The sequence below is a fragment of the Enterococcus sp. OL5 genome (genome assembly GCF_006491895.1).
GTDB lineage: Bacteria > Bacillota > Bacilli > Lactobacillales > Enterococcaceae > Enterococcus_D > Enterococcus_D innesii.
This window is the reverse complement of record NZ_VHIL01000013.1, coordinates 87,865-109,415: the sequence shown is the minus strand read 5'-3', so window position 1 is coordinate 109,415 and position 21,551 is coordinate 87,865. Positions and strand designations below refer to the sequence as shown.

Here is a 21,551-nt window from a genome sequence, read left to right as displayed (position 1 = left end):
CGCTAGACCTCCTCAGTTTCTTCAGGTTTCGCCGACTCAATGGCTTCCATGATCGATGGCTCATCGCCCCAAATCACGTCATAAACGATATCAACTAAGGAAGCACGGGTCAAAATCCCAACTAAATGTTTGTCGGCATCTACTACTGGGACATATTTTAAGCCGCGTTTTAAGATGCGTTGCAAGGTATCCCGCAACAAGGCGGTTTCGCGAACGAAAAAGACATCTTTGTTCAAGATATCGCCGACACTAGTAACTTTGCCACGGTTGCGGTCGATGGATTCGACATCGATGTAGCCTTTTAGCACGTTGCTATTGTCGGTAACAAGCAAGGTATCGACCCGTTTTTCCCGCATCAAGTGAATCGCTTCTTGTATGGATTTTTCTGGTGTGATAGCGATCGGGGTATTTAACATTACGTCTTTGACTGGCGTCGTGTCAGGTTTTGCTTGTAACAAGCGGTCTTCACCGATCAATTCTTCCACAAACGGTGTTGCTGGGTGTTGCAGAATATTTTCTGGTGTATCAAATTGAATGACTTTTCCTTCACTCATGATCACGATACGGCTAGCAAGCTTCAATGCTTCGTCCATATCATGGGTAACGAAGACGACGGTTTTTCCAAGCCGTTCTTGCAAGTCTTTAACCAAATCTTGTAAGGAGTCACGAGTGATTGGGTCTAGTGCGCCAAAAGGCTCATCCATTAAAATGACATCTTGGTCAGCTGCCAAGGCACGGACAACACCGATCCGTTGCTGTTGCCCTCCAGACAATTCGTTGGGGTAACGGTCGAGCATTTCTCGTGGCAATTCCACTAAGTCGATCATGCGCTCGGCAGTTTTGTTGCGTTCTTCTTGGCTGACTTTTAACAATTTTTGAACCAATGTGATGTTTTCCCGAATCGTCATGTGAGGCATCAAACCGATGCTTTGGATCACATAGCCGATTTGACGGCGTAACTCCACTGGGTTGATCTCTGTAACGCTTTTTCCATTGATCAAGATTTTTCCTTTAGAAGGATCCGTCATACGGTTGATCATCCGCATACAAGTCGTCTTTCCGCTACCACTTGTCCCGATGAAGCAAATGAATTCGCCTTTTTCAAAGGAAAGATTCACATCTTCAACAGCGACTTTACCACCTTTGTAAATTTTGGATACCTGCTGAAACTCAATCATGATGTCACCTCTATTTTTATTTAAGCAATCTGAATAATGGCTTATAATCTGTACTAAGTATGCCGAAAAGTCACGTGTTATTCAAATAATCTGCCCATTTTTTTCATAATTGTATAGACAAAAACGAAAATAGCGCCATAAGCAAGTCCAAATTAAGGAGCGATGCATAGAGAAAAGAAGCAGCGAAAATATGTCGTTATTTTTCATTGGGAAAAGGGGTGCTTTTTTGCTGAAGGCCTTAGCAGCAGTCTCTTTATTTTTTTCTAAGAAAGGGCAGAATTAAAAGCTGTTTTTTCAATTTTTATAAAAACATGCTAGAATAGAGAAGAATTTAGGGAAAGAGAGGAACAACATGCTTACAACTGAAGATTTTGATTTTGACTTACCGGAAGAACTGATCGCTCAAACGCCATTAAGTGATCGCTCAAGTTCCCGTTTATTAGTGGTTGACCGCGAGACTGGCAAATTTGAGGACAAGCACTTCTATAACATCATTGATGAATTGGAACCAGGGGATGCCTTGGTGATGAATGATACGCGGGTATTACCAGCTCGTATCTATGGCGAAAAACAAGAAACAGGTGCCCATCTGGAAATCCTTTTACTGAACAATATTGAAGGGGATACGTGGGAAACCTTGATCAAGCCAGCCAAAAGAGCCAAAGTCGGCACGAAGATCACCTTCGGCGACGGACGATTAGAGGCAGTGGTGGAAGAAGAGCTCGATCACGGCGGCCGGATCATTCGTTTTCAATACAAAGGAATCTTTTTAGAGATTCTGGAATCGCTTGGCGAAATGCCGTTACCGCCTTACATCAAAGAACGGCTAGAAGACCCAGACCGCTATCAAACGGTTTATGCCAAAGAAAACGGCTCAGCGGCCGCACCAACTGCCGGCTTGCATTTTACCCCAGAATTGCTAGAGCAGATTGCAGCGAAAGGCGTCAAGCTGGTTTATCTGACTTTGCACGTTGGTTTAGGAACGTTTCGTCCAGTCAGTGTCGATAATATCGCTGATCATGAGATGCACAGCGAATTTTACCGTTTGACAGAAGAAGCTGCCGCACAATTGAACGAGGTTCGGGCAAATGGTGGCAAGATCGTTGCAGTCGGAACGACTTCGATCCGTACATTAGAAACCATTGGGACCAAGTTTGATGGGCAAATCAAAGCCGATAGTGGGTGGACGAGTATTTTTATCACGCCAGGCTATCAGTTTAAAATCGTGGAAGCTTTTTCTACCAACTTCCACCTACCAAAATCAACCTTAGTGATGTTAGTCAGTGCCTTTGCAGGACGCGACCTAACACTTTCTGCCTACCAGCATGCCATCGATGAGCGATATCGCTTCTTTAGCTTTGGCGATGCGATGTTCTTAAAATAAACAAAAAAACTGAGCGACGTAAGCGGCTCTTTAAGTTGAATCAATTTCTCAACTTTTAGAACTGCTTTTTTTGTCGCCCAGCTTACTACTAGAGGAAGGTATAAGTGGTGGTCGCTTTTTGTGGTCCATGCAAAGCAATGTTTCTCGAAAATTTGTTTTCATTTACAAACTTACACATGTTTCGTGTATTCCGATACAAAATGAGACGTATCATTTTTCGATATGGAAATGTTCGATCCTTGTTACGTTTTTCTTCTTGTTACTTTACACGTTTGGTACTAGGTGAAACTTGTACGTTCAACAACTTTTAGTAGATTGAGTTTGCGATATTTACGAAAACCACCAACAGAGTTGCTACCTTCCTTACACTTATACTATAACACGAAAAGGAAGCGTTTGCAAAAGAAAACGATTCTTTTCTTCAAAAAAAAAGACCGGCGAACCGATCTTTTAAGCAAGTGCTCGTTTAGGCAGATTGTCATAGAATGCTGCTTTGGTTGCACTGATGTATGGCGTCAACCATAAGTAGCCAATTCCTGCTGTCATGATGGCCAAAATGTGCCAGCCGATGAAGCTCAGATCAAGGATGAACAGTTGACCTTTGTAGCCTTTCATTAAATGACGGCTACCTGTGATGCAGCTGAGAAAATCTGGCCGCATGCCCGTTTCTTCATAGGTATCATAAAAGACAAAATATGCTTGAGAATAAGAATAAGCTTTAATGATCCCAGGAATGATAAACAGGAACGTCCACAACGTCGTGAAAATAGTCGACAGAATATAGATGACGATGATCCCTAACACGAAAGCGCCACTGAAGCCGCGAAAGACATCAGAAAAAGGCTGGATCGATTGCTTCTTACCGCGTAAAATGTCAAGGAAAGTCCAAGAGATCCCAGCACCGAATAAGGCAGAAAATAGACCGCTGATCAAACCGCCACCACTGCCGCTGCCACTTCCTCCTGCGGAATTGACTGCGTCAGTGGAACCAAGATCATTAAACATACCGCTTTGATACAATGGAATAACAGCAAGAACGATAATGACGAGTGCGATAGCGATCGAGATCAAAGTCGGTACAATACACATCAAAACACTGTCTTTCCAGCGGCCTCTCAGGATTGCTTTTGCTTCTGCTTTTAGTTCTCTATTTGATTTCATTTCAAAAAACCTCCCTTCAATATAAATAACATGATAGCAAACTTTCGCTAAATCTTCAAAAAAAAGTAATAGATGTTTCGCATAACTAGGAGAAAATACTCTTAGTTTCTTTAAACTTCCTTGCAAAATGTAAGGGCAACCCTTATCATAGATAGCGTTGCACAGTTAATTGAGTTTAGAGAGAAAGTAGGGAAATGAATGACGGAACCAGCCATTCGTTATCGTCTGATAAAGAAAGAAAAGCATACCGGTGCCCGTTTAGGCGAACTGATCACGCCTCACGGAACCTTTCCAACGCCAATGTTCATGCCAGTCGGCACATTAGCAACGGTTAAAACCCTTGCCCCTGAAGAGTTGAAAGAAATGGGTGCAGGCGTCATTTTAAGCAATACCTATCACTTGTGGTTGCGTCCAGGAGAAGACATTGTTGCAGAAGCAGGCGGCTTACATAAATTTATGAATTGGGATCAACCGATCTTAACAGATTCAGGTGGTTTCCAAGTCTTTTCATTAGCCGAAATGCGCAACATCGTCGAAGAAGGTGTCCATTTCAAAAACCATTTGAATGGGTCGAAAATGTTTTTATCTCCTGAAAAAGCGATTGATATCCAAAACAAATTAGGATCAGATATCATGATGAGTTTTGATGAGTGTCCGCCATTTGATGAAAGCTATGACTACGTCAAAAAATCGGTGGAACGGACGTCTCGCTGGGCAGAACGTGGCTTGAAAGCTCATGCCAATCCAGATCGTCAAGGCTTGTTTGGGATCATTCAAGGTGCAGGCTTTGAAGACTTGCGCAAGCAAAGTGCCCAAGACTTGATTAGTATGGACTTCCCAGGGTATTCTATCGGCGGCCTGTCAGTTGGCGAACCAAAAGCGGAAATGAATCGCGTGTTGGAATTTACGACCCCTTGGATTCCAGAAAATAAACCACGTTACCTAATGGGCGTTGGGGCAGCCGACTCCTTGATCGATGGCGTGATTCGCGGTGTCGATATGTTCGACTGCGTTTTACCAACACGGATCGCAAGAAACGGTACCTGTATGACTTCAAAAGGTCGTTTAGTCGTGAAAAATGCGCAATATGCCCGTGACTTTCGACCAATTGACGAGAAGTGTGATTGCTATACATGTAAAAACTATTCTCGTGCGTACATCCGCCACTTGATCAAATGTGATGAAACCTTTGGTATGCGTTTGACGTCTTACCACAATGTCTACTTCTTATTGAATCTGATGAAAAATGTCCGTCAAGCCATCATGGACGACAACTTGTTGGAGTTCCGTGAGCATTTTATTGAAGAGTATGGGTTCAACAAGGAAAATGCGAGGAATTTCTAACATTCTCTACTAAAATGGTGGGAATAATAGAGGAATTCTGATAAAGTATCTTATAGAAAGAAAATAAATCGAGGTGAAAAAAATGGCACAATCTTTACCAATGCTCTTTATGCTGGTTGCTTTAGTGGCAATGTGGTTCTTTATGAGTCGTTCACAAAAGAAACAACAGCAAGAGCGTAAAAATCTTTTAGAAAATATGAAAGCTGGCGATGAAGTCGTAACCATCGGCGGACTCCACGGCGTTCTTTCTGAAGTCAACACAGAAAAAAGCACCGTGATCATCGACTGTGAAGGAATTTTCTTAGAGTTTGATCGTTCAGCGATCCGCACAGTGAAACCTGGAACTGTTGCATCCGTTGAGACACAAATCGAACCAGCTGATGTCGAAGACGCAACGAGCATCCAAGACGAAACCAAAGAATAAGCACAAACGCACCGTCGCTTTCTCAGAAGCGATGGTGCGTTTTTTTAGTAGTCGGACAGTTTCTAAAATAAAACAAGCACCGCAGCAAAACAGAGATCGCTCGTTTTGCTGCAGTGTTTTGATTGCCTTCGCTACTCGATCGGAATCAGTTTCTTTGACACTTGTTTGCCTTGATCTTTTGGCAACGTCAATTTCAAAATTCCTTCAGCGTAAGAGGCTTTGATTTCATCCTCTTTGACGTTTTCTAACAGGTATTGTCGCCGAACGCTTGTCAAGCTGCGCTCGCTGCGAACCAGACGTCCTTTTTCATCTTCGGTCGCATGATCCGTCTGGTGTTGTCCCGTAATCGTTAAAACCCCATTCTCATAGGTTACTTGAATATTTTCCTTAGGGATGCCAGGCAGTTCTGCTTCAACGAGAAATTCCTTGTCATTCTCGTGAATATCGGTTTTGATCAGGTTCGATGGAAACCCATCAAAAAAACTGCGGCCAAAATCTTCAAAGAAATCAAAAGGTGTCATACTGTATGAATCTGAGCGGCGTGGCACAATCTCATGTGTCATAAGAATCATCCTTTCTTTATTCTTTTGTTTTTACACTTTTTATTTTATTCATTTTTTAGCGAATTTCAAGTGATTTACTCGCTTTAAAAAAATCTTAAAAAACCTTTTATACCAACGTTTTACTCCTTGATTTTGGCGTTTTTTTACATTGCTTTGTTTCCATTTCTGCCTTCATTTCTCCTGCTTTTTTCGCGTGACAGTATATACTTAATGATATATACTAAAAGCGAAGTGGAGGAGGAAAAACATGGCACGTTATAGAAAACGAATGCTTGTTGCTTTGATCTATGCATTGTTGTCGTCGATTGCTTTAAATCTCTTTTGGCTGCCGGGAAATATTTATGCGAGTGGGATCACTGGTTTGTCGCAATTGTTGTCGCAGCTTTTAGACGAGCAGTTGAATCTGCAGCTTTCGATCCCGCTTTTGGTGCTTTTTTTTAATGCGCCATTGTTAGCGGTTGCTTGGGTCAAAATCGATCGAGAATTTACCATCATGACGGTTTGTACCGTCGTCCTGTCTTCTGTTATGATGAAGGTGGTACCGGTCATTGCTTTAACGACCGATCCGGTGATCTGTGCCGTGTTCGGCGGATTGCTGCACGGGGTGTCGGTGGGCTTGACATTGAACGACGATTTTTCAACGGGTGGGCTTGATATTTTAGGGATTTTAGTGAAAAAAGCCACTGGTAGAAGTATCGGCAGTTTCTTTATCGGCTTCAATGTCAGTTTGCAGCTAGCAGCCGGGCTGATCTTTGGCTGGCCCTATGCTTTTTATAGTGCCATTTCCTTCTTCATCAGTGGGCGGATGGTCGACTACGTCAACCTGAAGCAGCGGCGTGTGCAGCTGCTGGTCGTTACAGAAAAAGCAGAACCCGTCATTACGACGCTGCAATGTGCCTTGCAGCGAGGCATCACGGTCATCAACGATGTCGAAGGTGGATTTGATCATCAACAGAAAAAACTATTATTACTTGTCATTTCCCATAGAGAACTCAAGACCGTCGAAGGCATGATCCAAGGAATCGATGAACAAGCGTTTGTCAGTGTTTCTTCTGGCGTCAGTGCCAATCGATCGTTTTATGAATGGTAGCAAAGTGAAAGAAAGTAGGAGAGACGTTGAAAAAACAAGCAGTATTTCAAGAAGTTGCCCAGCAGATTGCGCAACGGGTTCATGAAGGTAAGTACGTGACGAGCCAAAAACTTCCTTCCGATTATGATTTAGCAGAGGAATTTCAGTGCAGCCGTTTAACGGTGCGCAAAGCCATCGATCTATTGATTGGCCAGAATTTGTTGGTGAAAGAAAAAGGCAAAGGAACCTATGTCATGAAACAGCCCAAGATCCAAAGCGGCTCCGGCGGCCTTCAAAGTTTTACTGAAACTGCAAAGGTCCAAGGGAAAAAGACCCGTACGGAAGTTCTGCATATCGAAACCGTCAAAGAGCTCCCGATAGAGATTGGTCAGTTGTTTGGTGATTACGCCAAGGAACCGATCGTTTATTTGGTGCGCTTGCGTTACTTTGATGATGAGCCGATGACGGTGGAAAATCTTTACGTACTGAAACGCTATCTGCAAGAAGGCACCGCAGAACTCACGAAAGCTCAATTAGAGTCGTCTTTATATCAAGTCATTGAAGCCAACATCGAGATTGGTTATTCCCATCAAGAGGTGGAAGCTGTGAAAAGTCCTGCCGATATTGCGAAACTTTTACAGGTGCCTCAAGAGGAACCGATGCTTTTGGTCCATTCGATGACCTATTCCGCATCAGCCAAACCGATCTTATACGATACATCCTATTACCGAGCAGACAAATATACCTTCAAAAATACATTAGTTCGTCAAAAATAAAATCAATCCTTTAGAGGTGAAGACAGTGGATCCACTCACAGCAAGTATTGAAGCCAATTGGTCAGAATTTCTCACGCTTTTGAGCGAAGTGATGCAGATTGCAAGCGTCAAAGGTGAGCCGGCGCCCCATGCGCCTTATGGCAAGGGACCACGAGAAGTGTTAGCATACGTCATGGAAAAAAGCGCAGCATACGGGTTTCAAACAACGGTCATTGATGATGCAATCGGCTATGCCCATTGGGGACCAACGGATACCGACTATATCGGTGTGTTAGGACACTTGGATGTCGTGCCGGCAGGTTCTGGCTGGAGCTATCCACCGTTTGCACTAACTGAAAAGGACGGCAACTTTTATGGCCGAGGGATTTTAGACAACAAAGGCCCAATCATCAGCTGTTTGTTTGCCATGAAATTGTTGAAAGACCTTGGTCATCAACCGCAATTACCGCTGCGGATCATTTTCGGTACAGATGAAGAAAGCGGTATGTCGGATATCCCGCATTATCTAGCGGCTGAGCAGCCACCGCGTTTTGGTTTTACGCCAGACTGCAAGTACCCAGTGGTTTACGGCGAACGAGGTGTCGTCAATGTGCAACTTGATTTTCCGTTGCCCGCCCAAGAACAGCAGCTGTTAGCGGCGTTTTCTGGCGATCAATTCCGCGATCATGTGCCAGACCACCTATCGGTAACCATAGGCAGCCAGTCCTTTGAAGCACTAGGCAAACGCTCCCCTAGCAATGCCCCTGAGCTAGGGGACAATGCCATTACAAAGCTTGCCCAGCAAGCAGCACCGCAACTAGCGGCGACACCGTCCTTGCAAGCAGCTTTGCAGTGGATCGCCCAAAGTTTTCACCAGCAGCACTATGGCGAAGGCGTTGATTTGGTACTAGAAGATGCTGATTCAGGAAAGTTGATCTTGACCCCTGTGGTTCTCCAAAAATCCGCCAGTGGACTAGCGTTAGAAGTGGCCTTTCGCTATCCTGTATCGGTAACGGAGGAACAAGTACTCGCTGGGGTGCAAAAGGCATTGCCAGAAGGGGCAAGCCTTACGATCCTTCGCAGCATTCCGGGGTTCTGCCGATCAAAAGATGCCCCCGAAATCCAAACGCTATCGACGATCTATCACCAAGTAACGGGCAATGATCCAACCCCCGTGACCACTACAGGAGCAACCTATGCCCGCAAGATGCCAAATATCCTTGCTTTCGGTCCGTCTTTTCCAGGGCAAAAAGGGATCGCTCATAACCAAGATGAGTACATGGCGGTTGCCGATCTACGGATGAATCTTGAAATTTATCTGCGCAGCTTACAAGCACTGACAAAATAAGCGAAGACGCGAACGAAGAAGAGTTTTTCCAATTTTTTTGAGAAACTCTTTTTTTAGTATAGACATAGTAGTATATACCGTATAGAATATACTTGAAAGCGCTATGAAAAATGGAGGGATATTTATGTGGGGAATGATTGCTACATGGCGGATGGCACACGATGGCGTGCTCGCTGCTAAATCACTATTAGAACAACAAGGCTCCTGCCAAGATGCAGTAGAAACAGCCATTAAAGCAGTGGAAGATTATCCATTTTATAAATCGGTGGGGTATGGCGGGCTGCCCAACGAAGAAGGCGTGTTGGAAATGGACGCTGCCTTCATGGATGGTGATACCTTCAAAATTGGTGCCGTCGCTGGGATCGTCGATGTGGAAAATCCTATTTCCGTGGCACGCCGCCTAAGTGAGGAAAAATTCAATAGTTTTCGGATCGGCCAAGGAGCGGTCGCTTATGCGCTTGCCGAAGGATTCCAGCCCAAAGCGATGCTGACACCGCGAGCCAAAACCATTTGGGAAAAGCGCAAAGCAGAGATCGCTGCCAACAACCTCGATCCCTATGACGGCCACGATACAGTGGGAGTAGTTGCGCTAGATGAACACCAAAGTATGGCAGCAGGAACCTCTAGTTCTGGTTTATTTATGAAAAAAAGCGGTCGTGTCGGCGATTCACCTTTATCTGGTTCTGGTTTTTATGTGGATAGTGAAATCGGCGGTGCCGCTGCCACAGGGTTAGGGGAAGACTTGATGAAAGGCTGCCTTTCCTACGAAATCGTCCGTTTGATGGGAGAAGGGCTAGCACCGCAAGAAGCATGTGATCAAGCCGTTTACGACTTTGAAGCGCGATTGAAGAAGCGCTATGGCAAAGCCGGCGCCTTCTCGCTGATCGCCTTAGATAAACAGGGGCGCTGGGGCGTGGCAACCAATGTAGAATTTACCTTTAGTGTCGCAACCACCAATCAAGCGCCAGCTATTTTTATGGCAACGCCAGGACCTGAGCAGACAACCATGATCGAGCCTATTACGAAAGAATGGTTGGAAGCGTATGAAGAACGAATCAAAGCGCCGGTCTAACAACCGCGATTGAGAAAAACAAACATTGGAGGAATGGATATGGCAACGAAAAAAATCTATTTGTTTTGTGAAGCTGGAATGTCAACGAGTATCATGGTCAATAAAATGATGGAAGTCGTCAAAAAGCACAACATGCCTTTGACGATCGAAGCATTCCCTGCAATCCATGCAGAAGAAAAAGTCGAACAAGAAAAACCAGTTGCTATTTTGTTAGGTCCACAAGTACGACACTTAGATAGCAAAATGAAAGCAACTTTCGAGCCAATGGGGATTCCAGTCGGCACGATCGCAACAGAAGCATACGGCATGATGGATGGCGAACGAGCATTGAAAGATGCCTTAAGCTTGATCAAAAAAGCCAAAGCAAAGTAATAAAAGTGTTGGAGTAACAGGGGACTACGTGTTATCTGCCAGATAGCACGCAGATGGGAGGAAGAAAAATGCAGAAATTTTTAAACTGGTTAGAAAAAGTGTTAACACCGATGGCAAAGACGATTGGTGAAAACAAATATTTGATTGCGATTCGTGATGGTTTCTTATTATCCACACCGTTGTTGATCGTGGGTTCACTCTTTTTAGTCTTGACCAATTTTCCGATTCCAAATTGGAACGAGATGATGAGCAGTTTGCTGGGAGACAACTGGGCAACGATGTTGAATATGCCAGCAACAGCCAGCTTTGACATTATGACGATTTTAGCCGTTGGTGGGATCGGGTATAGTTTGGCAAAACAGTTTAAAGTTGATGCCATGCAAGCAGCCATTATTTCACTCGTTTCTTTTTTTATCGTGACACCATTTACGACCGTTTTCACACCAGAAGGCTCTACGGAAGTGTATGAAGTTGGCAGCCTGCCATTACGGTGGATGGGTTCCAGCGGTTTGTTCTTAGGGATGGTCGTTGCCTTGATTTCCACCAGAATGTTCGTTGCGTTATTACGCAAAGGGTGGACGATCAAAATGCCTGACGGTGTTCCCCCAACCGTGGTGAAATCCTTTGAGGCATTGATTCCTAGTTTTGTGATCGTGACGGTTTTTATGATCGCCAACTGGTTAGCCAACTTGACGTCTTATGGCAATCTCCAAGAGATCCTCTTTAAGTTCTTACAGACACCGTTGTTAAGTTTAGGAAATACTTTAGGTGCCATGATCATAGCTTACCTATTTTTGCATTTTTTCTGGTTCTTTGGGATCAATGGTTCCAGTGTGGTCGGTGCCGTCTTCAACCCTATCTTACGGGCATTATCTATTGAAAACTTAGATGCTTTCAAGAATGGCGCAGAAATTCCTAACATCATCACCGGTCAATTTCAAGACATGTTCGCGACCTTTGGCGGGGGCGGTTCGACATTATCTTTGATTTTAGTCATGATCTTAGTCTGTAAAAGCCAAAGGGTCAAAAAACTATCACAGTTATCGTTAATCCCAGGTATTTTCGGGATCAATGAACCAATCATCTTTGGGTTACCAATCGTCTTGAATCCAGTTCTGCTGATTCCTTTTGCTTTAGTGCCAACGATCAATATTATTATCTCTTACTTCTGTATGGATCTTGGGTTAGTCAACTATACCAATGGAATTCAGCTGCCATGGACCACGCCACCGATTATTTCTGGTTTCTTAGTCAGTGGTTGGCAAGCGGCCGTGTTACAAGTCTTGTTGATCCTCTTAGGAATGGCTATTTATTACCCGTTTATCAAAGTCTTAGATAATCAATATCTAAAAGAAGAAGCGGATGCCGTTGAACAAGAAGAAGAGGAAATCAATTTTGATGATTTCGATTTTGATGATCTGTAAGAAAAGAGGCACCGCTCATGAAAAAAATAATTTTGATTCTCAATCATGTCACTGCAGGGATGGGAAGTGATGAAAATGCTCAGTTGCCGCCAAGCGGCAAAAAAGCTGCCCTTGGTCCAGGTCGAACCTTGAATCCACTTTTTCAAGAGCAAGACGCACAAATCGTTGCAACGCTTTATTGTGGTGACCAATATTATCACGAGCATCAAGAAGAAGTGAATAAAAAATTTGTGGGGTTTGCTAAAAAATTTGACGCCGATGCCGTTCTTTGCGGACCTGCGATGCATTATCCTAATTTTGGCGAAATGGCAGCAGGATTGACGAAAGTATTCAATGCACAAGGAATTCCAGGGGCTGCAGCGATGTCAGAGGAAAACCCAGCAGTGGCAATCTATGCCAAAGATATCTATATCTTGAAGATGCCGAAAAAGGCGGAATCGGATTGAATGATTCCTACAAAAAGATGGCGCATGTTGTTTCCCAGCTTGCCCACGGGAAGCCTCTAACAGAAGCAGACCAAGAAGATTTGTTTTAAAGAGAAAGACGATCAGCGCTGGCTGGTCGTTTTTTTATGAATCAAGCCAAGCATGTTCGATGTAAGACATAAATCGACTAAGCCTGTTGATGATTTGTTTTGATTTACGTAGAATAGATACAAGTTAGGAGGGATTCGGTTGTACCATACCGCATTTGGAGTATATGGAATTTTGTTTCAAGGCAACTGCTTGGCCGTCATCAAAAAGAAGGCGGGACCTTATCAAAACCGCTATGATTTGCCAGGCGGCAGCATGGAGGCAGGTGAATTGCTGGAAGACACGCTGTGCCGAGAATTTAAAGAAGAAACCGGCATGACCGTCACTAGCTATCATCAATTAGGGGCAATTAATTTTCTTTACCCCTGGCACTATCAAGGAACATCTATGAATAATCACATCTGTGTCTTTTATGAGATTCAAACAACCGTTGGAAGTCTTGAGAAGAATGTTCCTCAATTTACAGGCCAAGATTCATTGGGAGCAGTTTTTTTCCCCATCGAGCAGCTAAATGAACAAAATGCATCACCTCTTGTAATAAAAGCTTGTGAGGTGTTTAAACAGAAGGCATTTACGGCAAGAAGCCAACGCCTAATGAAATGGGATGTATTAGAGGACCCTTCTTATGAATAATCCTTTCAGATCATATGACATTTGACAGAAAAAGTGAAAAGAGCAGATGATCATATTTAGTAGGGATAAGGTGTTTTCGTAAATCCCTCCATTGTTCAACTTAGCACATGACATTTTTCTTAATAAAAACCGAAACTTTTGTCCACTTCTTTTCCTTAAAAGCTCTTGAAAACGCTTAATTTAAAGGGAGTTTAATAAAACTGTGAAAAAAATCACAAAAACTATTTACAAACAAAAAAAGATGTTGTATGATTTGTATGTGAAGTAGTTAACAAACAAAACATGTTTAAAAACTAGGAGGACAAACAATGGCTAAGACATTGGAAAAAGAAGTGACAATCGACGTACAAGCAATGATCGACGATTTAGCAACGAAGGCAAATGTGGCGTTAAAAGAAATGGAAAGCTTTGATCAAGAAAAAGTGGACCACATTGTTCATGAAATGGCAATGGCAGCATTAGACAAACACATGCCTTTAGCTAAAATGGCAGTAGAAGAAACTGGCCGTGGTATCTATGAAGATAAAGCAATCAAAAACATGTACGCTTCAGAATATATTTGGAACAGTATCAAACATGACAAAACAGTCGGCGTGATCAATGAAGACAAACAAAAAGGCTTGATCGAAATCGCTGAACCAGTTGGTGTCGTTTGTGGGGTAACACCAACAACCAACCCAACATCTACAACGATCTTTAAAGCAATGATCGCTTTGAAAACACGTAATCCGATCGTTTTTGCTTTCCACCCATCTGCACAAAAATGTTCAGCAGAAGCTGCACGTATCGTTCGTGATGCAGCCATCGCTGCTGGGGCACCTGAAAACTGTGTGCAATGGATCGAGCATCCATCAATCGAAGCGACTGGCTTATTGATGAACCACCCAGGAATTGCGATCGTATTAGCAACTGGTGGCGCTGGCATGGTCAAAGCAGCATACTCAACTGGTAAACCTGCATTAGGTGTTGGACCAGGGAACGTACCTGCTTATATCGAAAAAACAGCGAAAGTGAAACGAGCAGTCAATGACTTGATCGTGTCAAAAACTTTTGATAACGGAATGATCTGTGCCTCTGAACAAGCAGTGATCGTTGATAAAGAAGTCTATGCCTCTGTGAAAGCAGAATTTGAAGCACATCAAGTATATGTTGTAAAAGCAAAAGAATTACAAAAACTTGAAGATGCCGTGATGAACGAAGGGAAATATGCCGTAAATCCAGCAATCGTTGGTCATTCAGCAATGGATATCGCGAAATTAGCAGGCATCAACGTACCAGAAGGAACAAAATTATTGATCGCTGAACTTGACGGTGTCGGTGCTGATTACCCACTATCAAGAGAAAAACTTTCTCCAGTTTTAGCAATGATCAAAGCAAACAACACAGAAGACGCGTTCGAAAAATGTGAAGCAATGCTTGATTTAGGCGGATTAGGCCATACAGCGGTGATCCACACTGAAAACGAAGACTTGCAATTAGCATTCGGCCTACGCATGAAAGCTTGCCGTATCTTAGTTAACACACCATCTGCAGAAGGTGGTATCGGAAATATCTACAACGAAATGATTCCATCATTGACACTTGGTTGTGGTTCATACGGGAAAAACTCTGTATCACGAAATGTTTCTGCCGTGAACTTGATCAACGTGAAAACTGTAGCGAAACGGAGAAATAATATGCAATGGTTTAAATTGCCACCAAAAATCTTCTTTGAAAAGAACTCTCTAATGTACTTGGAGAAAATGGAAAACGTTGAACGTGTCATGATCGTTTGTGACCCTGGTATGGTTCAATTCGGCTATTGCGATACGGTTCGTGAAGTACTTGCTCGTCGTAAAAATGACGTGAAAATCGAAGTCTTCTCTGACGTAGAACCAAACCCATCAACAAACACCGTTTACGCTGGAACAAAAATGATGGTTGATTTCAAACCAGATACAGTGATCGCCCTTGGTGGTGGATCAGCAATGGATGCTGCCAAAGGCATGTGGATGTTCTATGAGCACCCAGATACTTCATTCTTCGGCGCGAAACAAAAATTCTTAGATATCCGTAAACGGACATACAAGATCGACAAACCAGAAAAAACCCAATTCGTTTGTATCCCAACAACGTCTGGTACTGGTTCTGAAGTAACCCCATTTGCGGTTATCACTGATAGTGAAACACACGTGAAGTACCCATTAGCTGATTACGCATTGACACCAGATGTTGCAATCGTTGACCCTCAATTCGTAATGTCAGTACCTGCTTCTGTTACAGCAGACACTGGAATGGACGTCTTGACTCATGCGATCGAATCTTATGTGTCCGTAATGGCCTCTGATTACACTCGTGGATTGAGCTTACAAGCAATCAAGCTAGTCTTTGACTACTTAGAAAAATCAGTGAAAACACCTGATATGGAATCTCGCGAAAAAATGCATAATGCCTCAACAATGGCAGGTATGGCCTTCGCCAATGCATTCCTAGGTATTTGTCACTCTGTAGCTCACAAAATCGGTGGTGAATATGGTATTCCTCACGGACGTACAAATGCGATTCTTTTACCGCACATCATCCGTTACAATGCCAAAGACCCACAAAAACATGCAATGTTCCCTAAATATGACTTCTTCCGTGCCGATACAGATTACGCAGACATTGCGAAATTCTTAGGCCTTAAAGGCAAAACAACGGCTGAATTGGTTGAAGCATTGGCAACAGCTGTTTACGAATTAGGACAATCTGTTGGTATCGACATGAGCTTGAAAGCGCAAGGCGTCACTCAACAAACACTAGATACAACAGTTGATCGCATGGCTGAATTGGCTTACGAAGACCAATGTACAACAGCAAATCCAAAAGAACCACTAATCTCTGAATTGAAACAAATCATCGTTGATGCCTATAACGGCTAAACAATGAATCAAGAACACCCTGCGGTATCTTAGCTGCCGCAGGGTGTTCTTTTGTCGTTTCATTTTTTTTGAGAAAGCAAGCTGGCAGTTGCCGCTTCCTTGCCCAGATCAGTTAAGAATGCGAAAAACAGCAATCGAACAGGGGGGGATCATAAAAAAGGAGTGGATGTCTCCACTCCGTAAAAGTCTCATTTTTTCAGGGTATCGCCAAGGCGGCTGCTTTTTTGCTCAAACAGATAGGCTCGTTACTTGCTGCCGTTTTTCTTCAAGCGTAGCATCTGGAAGCTTTGTTTTTCCAAGACGACACGCAAAATGCCGTCATTCAATTCCGCTGTTTTTCCATTGACGGGCACAACGTTGTTCGGGGTTGCTTCGGTATTGACAGCATGCAAGTCTGGGTGGTGCAAGACTTGATGGGTAGCGATTTGCAATGAATCATATTGACGCAAGTCGCAAGTGAATTCGTTGGTATCCTGCAAATCCTTATTCACCAAGAAAAAGGTCAAATAGTCATCTTCGTTTTCGATCGCAATGGCATCCACATATGAAGCTTTTCCATGGCTGCTATCGAAATCGGCCCCTCGAAGGATGCTATGCAACACGTGACCGCGACCATAGTTGCTGATCATTTCATAGGGATAAAAAATCGTTTGTTTCCAAGCGGCAGTATCGGAAGTCATGATCGGTGCGATCACGTTGACCAGCTGTGCCATGCAGGCAATTTTAACGCGATCTGCGTGCTGAAGCATCGTGATCATCATGCTTGCGACGAGTAACGCATCTTCGAAGTGATAGACGTCTTCTAATTGTGGTGGGTGTTGACTCCAAGGTTCGATTTTTTGATCCTGTTCATTTGAGTGATACCAGACGTTCCATTCGTCGAAGGAAATATTGATGGTCTTCTTGCTTCGGCGTTTGGCTTTCACCGCATCACAGATCGCTGCGACTTGACTGATGAACTGATCCATTGCGACATTGCTTGCTAGATAGTCTTGGCTATCGCCGTTACGATTGCCATAATATTGGTGCATGGAAATGTAGTCGACTTGATCGTAACAATGACTTAATACTGTATCTTCCCACATGCCAAAGGTCGGCATCGTGAGAGAAGAACTACCACAAGCGACGGTTTCGATCGTTGGGTCCACCAGACGCATCGCTTTGCCAGCTTCTTCTGCGAGACGGCCGTATTCATCGGCTGTCTTATGTCCTTCTTGCCAAGGGCCGTCCATTTCATTGCCTAGACACCAAAGCTTGATGTCATGAGGATCGGCCACCCCATGGGTACGACGGAGATCACTATAATAGCTGCCGCCTTTTAAATTGGTGTATTCAATCAAGTTTTTCGCTGCTTCGATTCCTCGTGTCCCAAGATTGATCGCCATCATCGGTGCCGTATTGACTTCTTTGGTCCAATCCATAAATTCGTTTAAGCCGAACTGATTGCTTTCGATCACCCGCCAGGCCAAATCGATTTTTGCTGGCCGTTGCTCTTTAGGGCCGACGCTATCTTCCCATTTATACCCAGAGACGAAATTGCCTCCTGGGTAACGGACGATCGGCACATTCAACTGCTTGATCAAGGCAGCGACATCTTGACGAAAGCCTTGCTCATCGGCAAAAGGACTTTCTGGTTGATAGATCCCTTCGTACACACAGCGCCCTAAGTGCTCCACAAAAGAGCCGTAGATCCGTTCGTCGACTGGTGCCAAAATAAAGTGTTTGTCTAAATACATCGTAGTTTCCTTCAATTTTGCAACCCCTTTCTTTTCTTTCATTGTAGCGATAGTCCATGGAAATAAACACTACATTCTGTCTTATTCTATTGACGTTTTGTCCGTTTTCTTTATACTAAAGGCAAGTAGGAAGGAGTGAGAAGTTGAACGTAACCTATTCAGGATTTCAAATGCACAATGCTGTTTCCGATCATATTTATCGACCCTCTGGCTTAAAGCATTATCTTTTCGTGTTGACTTTGTCTCCAATGGTTTTCACTTTTGAAGATGGTCATCAAGAAACTAGTGAAAAAGGTAGCTGCATTCTTTTTCCTCCAACCGTCTATCAAAATTATCGTGGCAAAGAAGATTTTTTTAATAGCTTTGTTGAGTTTCAAACGGATCAGGTGATCGAAGAAACCTATGCGATCCCTTGCAACCAATTGTTCCAGCCGAAAAATATTCAACAAATCAACAAATTGATCCAAAAGATCAATCATGAATCCTTGTTGCCACAACGGCACACGGAAGAATTGATTGCGGCGTATATGACAAATCTATTGGTCTTACTTGAACGCAATTTTGAAGAAAGCATCCCGCAACCACAAAATGAACACTATCAACTGTTTCAAGCGATGCGGTTGAAAATGTTAGTCAATTGCGAACAGCAATGGGATTTTTACCAGTTTAGCCGAGAGCTTTCCATCGGTAAAAGCCAATTCTACAAGCTCTATCAACAGTTTTTTCATACCACGCCCAAAGAAGATTTATTGCAAGCTCGGTTTCAAAAGTTTTTTTATCTACGCAGCAACGAAACACTGACGATTCGAGAGGCGGCGTTTCAATCTGGGTTCCAAAACATCAACCATTTTAATCGGCTCTTTGCGAAGCGCTATGGCTGTGCACCGACAAAGTACCAACAGGAGCAATAGGCAGGTCTGATCGGTAAAAACGCTGAAAAAAGTCCGACGAATTCTTGACGGATGAAAGAGAAAACGGGACAATGTCATTAGGAGGTGGCGTATGGATACAGAAACGATCGTAAGCGAACTTTCTAAACGTTCAAGCGAATTGGAAGCGCTACAAAGAAAATTGAGTCAAAGTCAATTAACGAACAATGAAGCGGCACAAACGTTCATTTTTGACTTAAAGGATTATTTAGATAGCTTAAAGCTCGTAACGGATTTAGTACCGTCAGCGGCCACTACAGCAGCGGAAGCTGACCAGTTGTCGTACGTCTTAGGTGAACAAAATCAAAGCATCCAGCAGCTGTTGGTTATTTTGGAAGAAGCCGAAGCAAACGACGACCAGCGCTTTTTTGGCAAAAGTGCGGGAGAAGTGCGGCGGATGATTGGCAGTCTGTCCGGGATCCTGGAACTAAACGGTCTGTTGCTGCAAGACAATCGTGGCTTTCAGCAAGTTGTGAAGGAAACTGGACCGCTTCAGGTGACTGAAACAAAGGAAGTCTCTGAGAAAAAAGGATTTCTCCAAAAGCTTTTCGGGAAATAAGCACTGATCGTCGATCAAAACATGAATCACTTGTACCAAAAAAACGGCACTTCACAATACGTGAAGCACCGTTTTGTGGTACAAGTATTTTTTTGCTTTTTGCCAATAGAAACGGAGAGATCAGAAGGTACTGACGCTGAAACCTTAGACTGAAATCGAACTTCTGGGGGGACATTCTTCAATCCCGTAAATCAGAAAGGTGTTTTCGGTAGCTTTTCTACTAGCATTTGCCAGTAATTTTTTTGCTAGTAGCTAAGCTGAATGGTTTTTCTCTGATCCCCTTGGCTCATTGCTACTTTGTCCGCTGTGATAGTGACATCAAAAGATGGAATCTGATCAGAAAAGGCATTGCCTAAACACGCAACGAGCCATTCCTGTTGTCCGGCGAGAACGGTTTTGCTTATTTGAGGGATGACTGTTCGACTATAAAGTAGATTCGTGTTGGGTTCTGGCATCAAGAGGGTACCTTCTTGATGCGTCGGGAAGCTTTTGATACCGACACAGCCAACCGAGCTTTGATAAAAGGTGCCTTCTTTGCTAGAAAGCGCAGCACCATCAGCTGGTGCTGCAAAGCTGCCATTGACCAGTTGCAACCTTCGATCCGTTTGAATCCGATGGTAACGCAGATGCCAAGGATACATCGGAATCACAAAGGTTTCGATGACGATCTGCTCGTAGGGGCGCCAGCGACTATAGACGTAGTCATCTTCAATCGCAAAGGCTTCGTAACCAAAAGCTGTTTTAAAATCCGTCTGCCCCTCTGAGATCGCCAATGTATTATCATAGGCACCTTGTTTCAATAAAACGGTTGCTTTCGGTACGCTAAACCCAAACGTTGTCGAATAGACAAACTTTTCGTATTTGGCATTGCCGTGAGCATGTTCGTGGGAATGTTGCCCCGCAGTGAAAGCTTGCAATTCTGTGCCTTCTTGGTTATGCACCAAAAGCATCCGACTATGCGGATTGCGCACCGTTGTGGCAAAGGTTGGCACCTGCTCCTCAAGCGTCCAAAATTCAGCATCCGCTGGGATGGCCAATACACAGAAATTTTTGAAAGCCCAATAAGGCGATCCGGGTGCGTTATAGCCTTCAGCCATATTTAGGTTGGGGTAGGCATAGCCAATACTTAAAAAGCCTTCTTGCGTAAAGATTGGTTGGCGAAACCAGTAACGCATGTTTTGTAACAGTAAATATTTTCCTTCATTTTTTGTGAAGCCTTCATATTCTATATCGGCGAAAGCACCGACAGCAAAGAAACTTGATTGTGCAAACCGATACGTTAGACTACGACCAAAAGGCAATGCCGCACCGGTTTTCGTGAACCACTGCTTAAAGGATTGCGCAAACGTAGCGGCTCTTTGACAGTAGCTAAACTGATAAGGGCATTGGGAACGACAAGTAAGAACACTGTAAAGGAGTCCGTAATATTGCATCCCAAAAGGAATATAATAGTCGATTTGGTTTTCATAGCCATCAAAATACCAGCCGTCTGCTAAGTAATACCTCTCGATCTCTTCTTGATCAGCCAAAAGGGTTGTTTCTACAAAAGGCAATGCTGCCATTTCAAAGAAGGTATTAACTAAAATCCGAAAGAAGAGCCAATTGGTTTTAGGGATCGTGTGCTGATTGATCTGATTGAGCCAATTAAAGAGATTTGTTTGCTCTCTTGGTGTGAGGAGATCCCAAAAGACGGGTTTGGTAAAAATCAAATAGCTAGCAAGGGCACCCATTTCCACAAACAATTGGTCGTAGTCATGCAGTTTTCCCCAGTACTCCTGAGAGGTCGGGGTGGTGCCTGCAACGATCCCGGCATTGGCTTGTTGAAAAAGTTTTGGGTAACGAAGGCACGCTTCTTCTTGGCTGAACAATGGGCCCAATCCCCAGAGTGTCCGTAAAAAGCCTTCGACGTCACTCTTTTCCTGGGTGTACACTGCTCCTGAATTTCCTAGGTGGACCCTCCCGGGAGTTCCTTGTCGTGCCATACATTCGTATACGGGAGTGACCAGATCAACAAGGGCCTCTTCTAGATCGGTTTTGGTTCGAAGAGGGTTCTTACTTAATGCTTCTTGGAAGTTTCTCATGTAAACAGCTCCTTTTATTTGTTATTTTACTTTATTTAGTAAAATAAAGAAATGGGAACTGTTACATTTCTCGATTTTAAGTAAAA

General features: G+C 43.6%; 18 protein-coding genes and 1 pseudogene. 14 read left to right on the top strand and 5 right to left on the bottom strand.

Features of this window, described 5'->3' with window-relative positions:
- Positions 1 to 2: 2 nt before the first annotated feature.
- Positions 3 to 1,178 (bottom strand): betaine/proline/choline family ABC transporter ATP-binding protein, encoded by a 1,176-nt coding sequence (locus tag FJU10_RS14515; protein ID WP_008376079.1) that lies wholly within the window; start codon positions 1,176 to 1,178, stop codon positions 3 to 5.
- A gap of 352 nt (positions 1,179 to 1,530) precedes the next feature.
- Between FJU10_RS14515 and queA the strand changes: the two genes are divergently transcribed.
- Positions 1,531 to 2,562: a tRNA preQ1(34) S-adenosylmethionine ribosyltransferase-isomerase QueA gene (gene queA / locus FJU10_RS14510; RefSeq protein ID WP_008376077.1), complete on the top strand. Its 1,032-nt coding sequence runs from the start codon at positions 1,531 to 1,533 to the stop codon at positions 2,560 to 2,562.
- Between the two features lie 450 nt (positions 2,563 to 3,012).
- Here the strand turns inward: queA and FJU10_RS14505 are convergent, their stop codons facing one another.
- Positions 3,013 to 3,723, bottom strand: a complete 711-nt coding sequence (locus FJU10_RS14505) for a DUF975 family protein (protein WP_005227331.1) — start codon at positions 3,721 to 3,723, stop codon at positions 3,013 to 3,015.
- A 198-nt stretch (positions 3,724 to 3,921) separates the two neighbouring features.
- Between FJU10_RS14505 and tgt the strand changes: the two genes are divergently transcribed.
- On the top strand, positions 3,922 to 5,067 hold the full coding sequence (gene tgt / locus FJU10_RS14500; RefSeq protein WP_005227333.1) for a tRNA guanosine(34) transglycosylase Tgt: 1,146 nt from the start codon (positions 3,922 to 3,924) through the stop codon (positions 5,065 to 5,067).
- Between the two features lie 82 nt (positions 5,068 to 5,149).
- Positions 5,150 to 5,491 carry a preprotein translocase subunit YajC gene (gene yajC / locus FJU10_RS14495; protein WP_005232170.1) on the top strand — a complete coding sequence of 114 codons (342 nt, stop codon included), beginning with the start codon at positions 5,150 to 5,152 and terminating at the stop codon, positions 5,489 to 5,491.
- A gap of 131 nt (positions 5,492 to 5,622) precedes the next feature.
- Here the strand turns inward: yajC and FJU10_RS14485 are convergent, their stop codons facing one another.
- Positions 5,623 to 6,054 carry an Hsp20/alpha crystallin family protein gene (locus FJU10_RS14485; RefSeq protein ID WP_140966211.1) on the bottom strand — a complete coding sequence of 144 codons (432 nt, stop codon included), beginning with the start codon at positions 6,052 to 6,054 and terminating at the stop codon, positions 5,623 to 5,625.
- 247 nt (positions 6,055 to 6,301) lie between these two features.
- On the opposite strand from FJU10_RS14485, the gene FJU10_RS14480 reads away from it, so the two are divergent.
- From FJU10_RS14480 to adhE, 9 genes and pseudogenes are all read left to right on the top strand, one after another.
- On the top strand, positions 6,302 to 7,144 hold the full coding sequence (locus FJU10_RS14480; RefSeq protein WP_005227341.1) for a YitT family protein: 843 nt from the start codon (positions 6,302 to 6,304) through the stop codon (positions 7,142 to 7,144).
- 26 nt (positions 7,145 to 7,170) lie between these two features.
- Positions 7,171 to 7,899 (top strand): GntR family transcriptional regulator, LSA1692 subfamily, encoded by a 729-nt coding sequence (locus FJU10_RS14475; protein WP_140966210.1) that lies wholly within the window; start codon positions 7,171 to 7,173, stop codon positions 7,897 to 7,899.
- A gap of 25 nt (positions 7,900 to 7,924) precedes the next feature.
- Positions 7,925 to 9,226, top strand: coding sequence for a Sapep family Mn(2+)-dependent dipeptidase (locus tag FJU10_RS14470; RefSeq protein ID WP_016619682.1), 1,302 nt, complete (start codon positions 7,925 to 7,927; stop codon positions 9,224 to 9,226).
- A 124-nt stretch (positions 9,227 to 9,350) separates the two neighbouring features.
- Positions 9,351 to 10,298: a N(4)-(beta-N-acetylglucosaminyl)-L-asparaginase gene (locus FJU10_RS14465; protein ID WP_086299062.1), complete on the top strand. Its 948-nt coding sequence runs from the start codon at positions 9,351 to 9,353 to the stop codon at positions 10,296 to 10,298.
- A 39-nt stretch (positions 10,299 to 10,337) separates the two neighbouring features.
- Positions 10,338 to 10,670: a PTS sugar transporter subunit IIB gene (locus tag FJU10_RS14460; protein ID WP_005227348.1), complete on the top strand. Its 333-nt coding sequence runs from the start codon at positions 10,338 to 10,340 to the stop codon at positions 10,668 to 10,670.
- A gap of 68 nt (positions 10,671 to 10,738) precedes the next feature.
- Positions 10,739 to 12,094 carry a PTS cellobiose transporter subunit IIC gene (gene celB / locus FJU10_RS14455; protein WP_034872054.1) on the top strand — a complete coding sequence of 452 codons (1,356 nt, stop codon included), beginning with the start codon at positions 10,739 to 10,741 and terminating at the stop codon, positions 12,092 to 12,094.
- A gap of 17 nt (positions 12,095 to 12,111) precedes the next feature.
- Positions 12,112 to 12,629: pseudogene (locus tag FJU10_RS14450) on the top strand (GrdB-related putative oxidoreductase).
- 139 nt (positions 12,630 to 12,768) lie between these two features.
- Complete coding sequence (locus FJU10_RS14445; protein WP_005232154.1) at positions 12,769 to 13,260, top strand: NUDIX hydrolase; 492 nt, start codon at positions 12,769 to 12,771, stop codon at positions 13,258 to 13,260.
- Positions 13,261 to 13,568: 308 nt separating this feature from the next.
- The gene (gene adhE / locus FJU10_RS14440; protein ID WP_008376050.1) at positions 13,569 to 16,160 is read left to right on the top strand and encodes a bifunctional acetaldehyde-CoA/alcohol dehydrogenase; all 2,592 of its coding nucleotides are present in this window, start codon (positions 13,569 to 13,571) and stop codon (positions 16,158 to 16,160) included.
- A gap of 245 nt (positions 16,161 to 16,405) precedes the next feature.
- Here the strand turns inward: adhE and FJU10_RS14435 are convergent, their stop codons facing one another.
- Positions 16,406 to 17,938 (bottom strand): alpha-N-arabinofuranosidase, encoded by a 1,533-nt coding sequence (locus FJU10_RS14435; protein ID WP_139959806.1) that lies wholly within the window; start codon positions 17,936 to 17,938, stop codon positions 16,406 to 16,408.
- Positions 17,939 to 18,039: 101 nt separating this feature from the next.
- Here FJU10_RS14435 and FJU10_RS14430 point away from each other — a divergent pair, with 101 nt between their 5' ends.
- Both FJU10_RS14430 and FJU10_RS14425 read left to right on the top strand, forming a co-directional pair.
- Entirely contained in the window at positions 18,040 to 18,807 is a 768-nt protein-coding gene (locus FJU10_RS14430) for a helix-turn-helix domain-containing protein (RefSeq protein ID WP_087664853.1), read from the top strand.
- 91 nt (positions 18,808 to 18,898) lie between these two features.
- Positions 18,899 to 19,384 (top strand): hypothetical protein, encoded by a 486-nt coding sequence (locus tag FJU10_RS14425; protein ID WP_101698808.1) that lies wholly within the window; start codon positions 18,899 to 18,901, stop codon positions 19,382 to 19,384.
- A 245-nt stretch (positions 19,385 to 19,629) separates the two neighbouring features.
- Here FJU10_RS14425 and FJU10_RS14420 read toward each other — a convergent pair whose 3' ends face one another.
- Positions 19,630 to 21,465 carry a DUF2264 domain-containing protein gene (locus FJU10_RS14420; RefSeq protein ID WP_101698809.1) on the bottom strand — a complete coding sequence of 612 codons (1,836 nt, stop codon included), beginning with the start codon at positions 21,463 to 21,465 and terminating at the stop codon, positions 19,630 to 19,632.
- Positions 21,466 to 21,551 lie beyond the last annotated feature (86 nt).

Excerpts from the sequence above, each read along its gene's own strand:
- FJU10_RS14460 (WP_005227348.1), top strand. The coding sequence starts at position 10,338 with ATGGCAACGAAAAAAATCTATTTGTTTTGTGAAGCTGGAATGTCAACG.
- FJU10_RS14485 (WP_140966211.1), bottom strand. The coding sequence starts at position 6,054 with ATGACACATGAGATTGTGCCACGCCGCTCAGATTCATACAGTATGACA.
- FJU10_RS14425 (WP_101698808.1), top strand. The coding sequence starts at position 18,899 with ATGGATACAGAAACGATCGTAAGCGAACTTTCTAAACGTTCAAGCGAA.
- FJU10_RS14435 (WP_139959806.1), bottom strand. The coding sequence starts at position 17,938 with ATGAAAGAAAAGAAAGGGGTTGCAAAATTGAAGGAAACTACGATGTAT.
- FJU10_RS14515 (WP_008376079.1), bottom strand. The coding sequence starts at position 1,178 with ATGATTGAGTTTCAGCAGGTATCCAAAATTTACAAAGGTGGTAAAGTC.
- tgt (WP_005227333.1), top strand. The coding sequence starts at position 3,922 with ATGACGGAACCAGCCATTCGTTATCGTCTGATAAAGAAAGAAAAGCAT.
- adhE (WP_008376050.1), top strand. The coding sequence starts at position 13,569 with ATGGCTAAGACATTGGAAAAAGAAGTGACAATCGACGTACAAGCAATG.
- celB (WP_034872054.1), top strand. The coding sequence starts at position 10,739 with ATGCAGAAATTTTTAAACTGGTTAGAAAAAGTGTTAACACCGATGGCA.
- yajC (WP_005232170.1), top strand. The coding sequence starts at position 5,150 with ATGGCACAATCTTTACCAATGCTCTTTATGCTGGTTGCTTTAGTGGCA.
- FJU10_RS14420 (WP_101698809.1), bottom strand. The coding sequence starts at position 21,465 with ATGAGAAACTTCCAAGAAGCATTAAGTAAGAACCCTCTTCGAACCAAA.
- FJU10_RS14505 (WP_005227331.1), bottom strand. The coding sequence starts at position 3,723 with ATGAAATCAAATAGAGAACTAAAAGCAGAAGCAAAAGCAATCCTGAGA.
- FJU10_RS14480 (WP_005227341.1), top strand. The coding sequence starts at position 6,302 with ATGGCACGTTATAGAAAACGAATGCTTGTTGCTTTGATCTATGCATTG.
- FJU10_RS14465 (WP_086299062.1), top strand. The coding sequence starts at position 9,351 with ATGTGGGGAATGATTGCTACATGGCGGATGGCACACGATGGCGTGCTC.
- queA (WP_008376077.1), top strand. The coding sequence starts at position 1,531 with ATGCTTACAACTGAAGATTTTGATTTTGACTTACCGGAAGAACTGATC.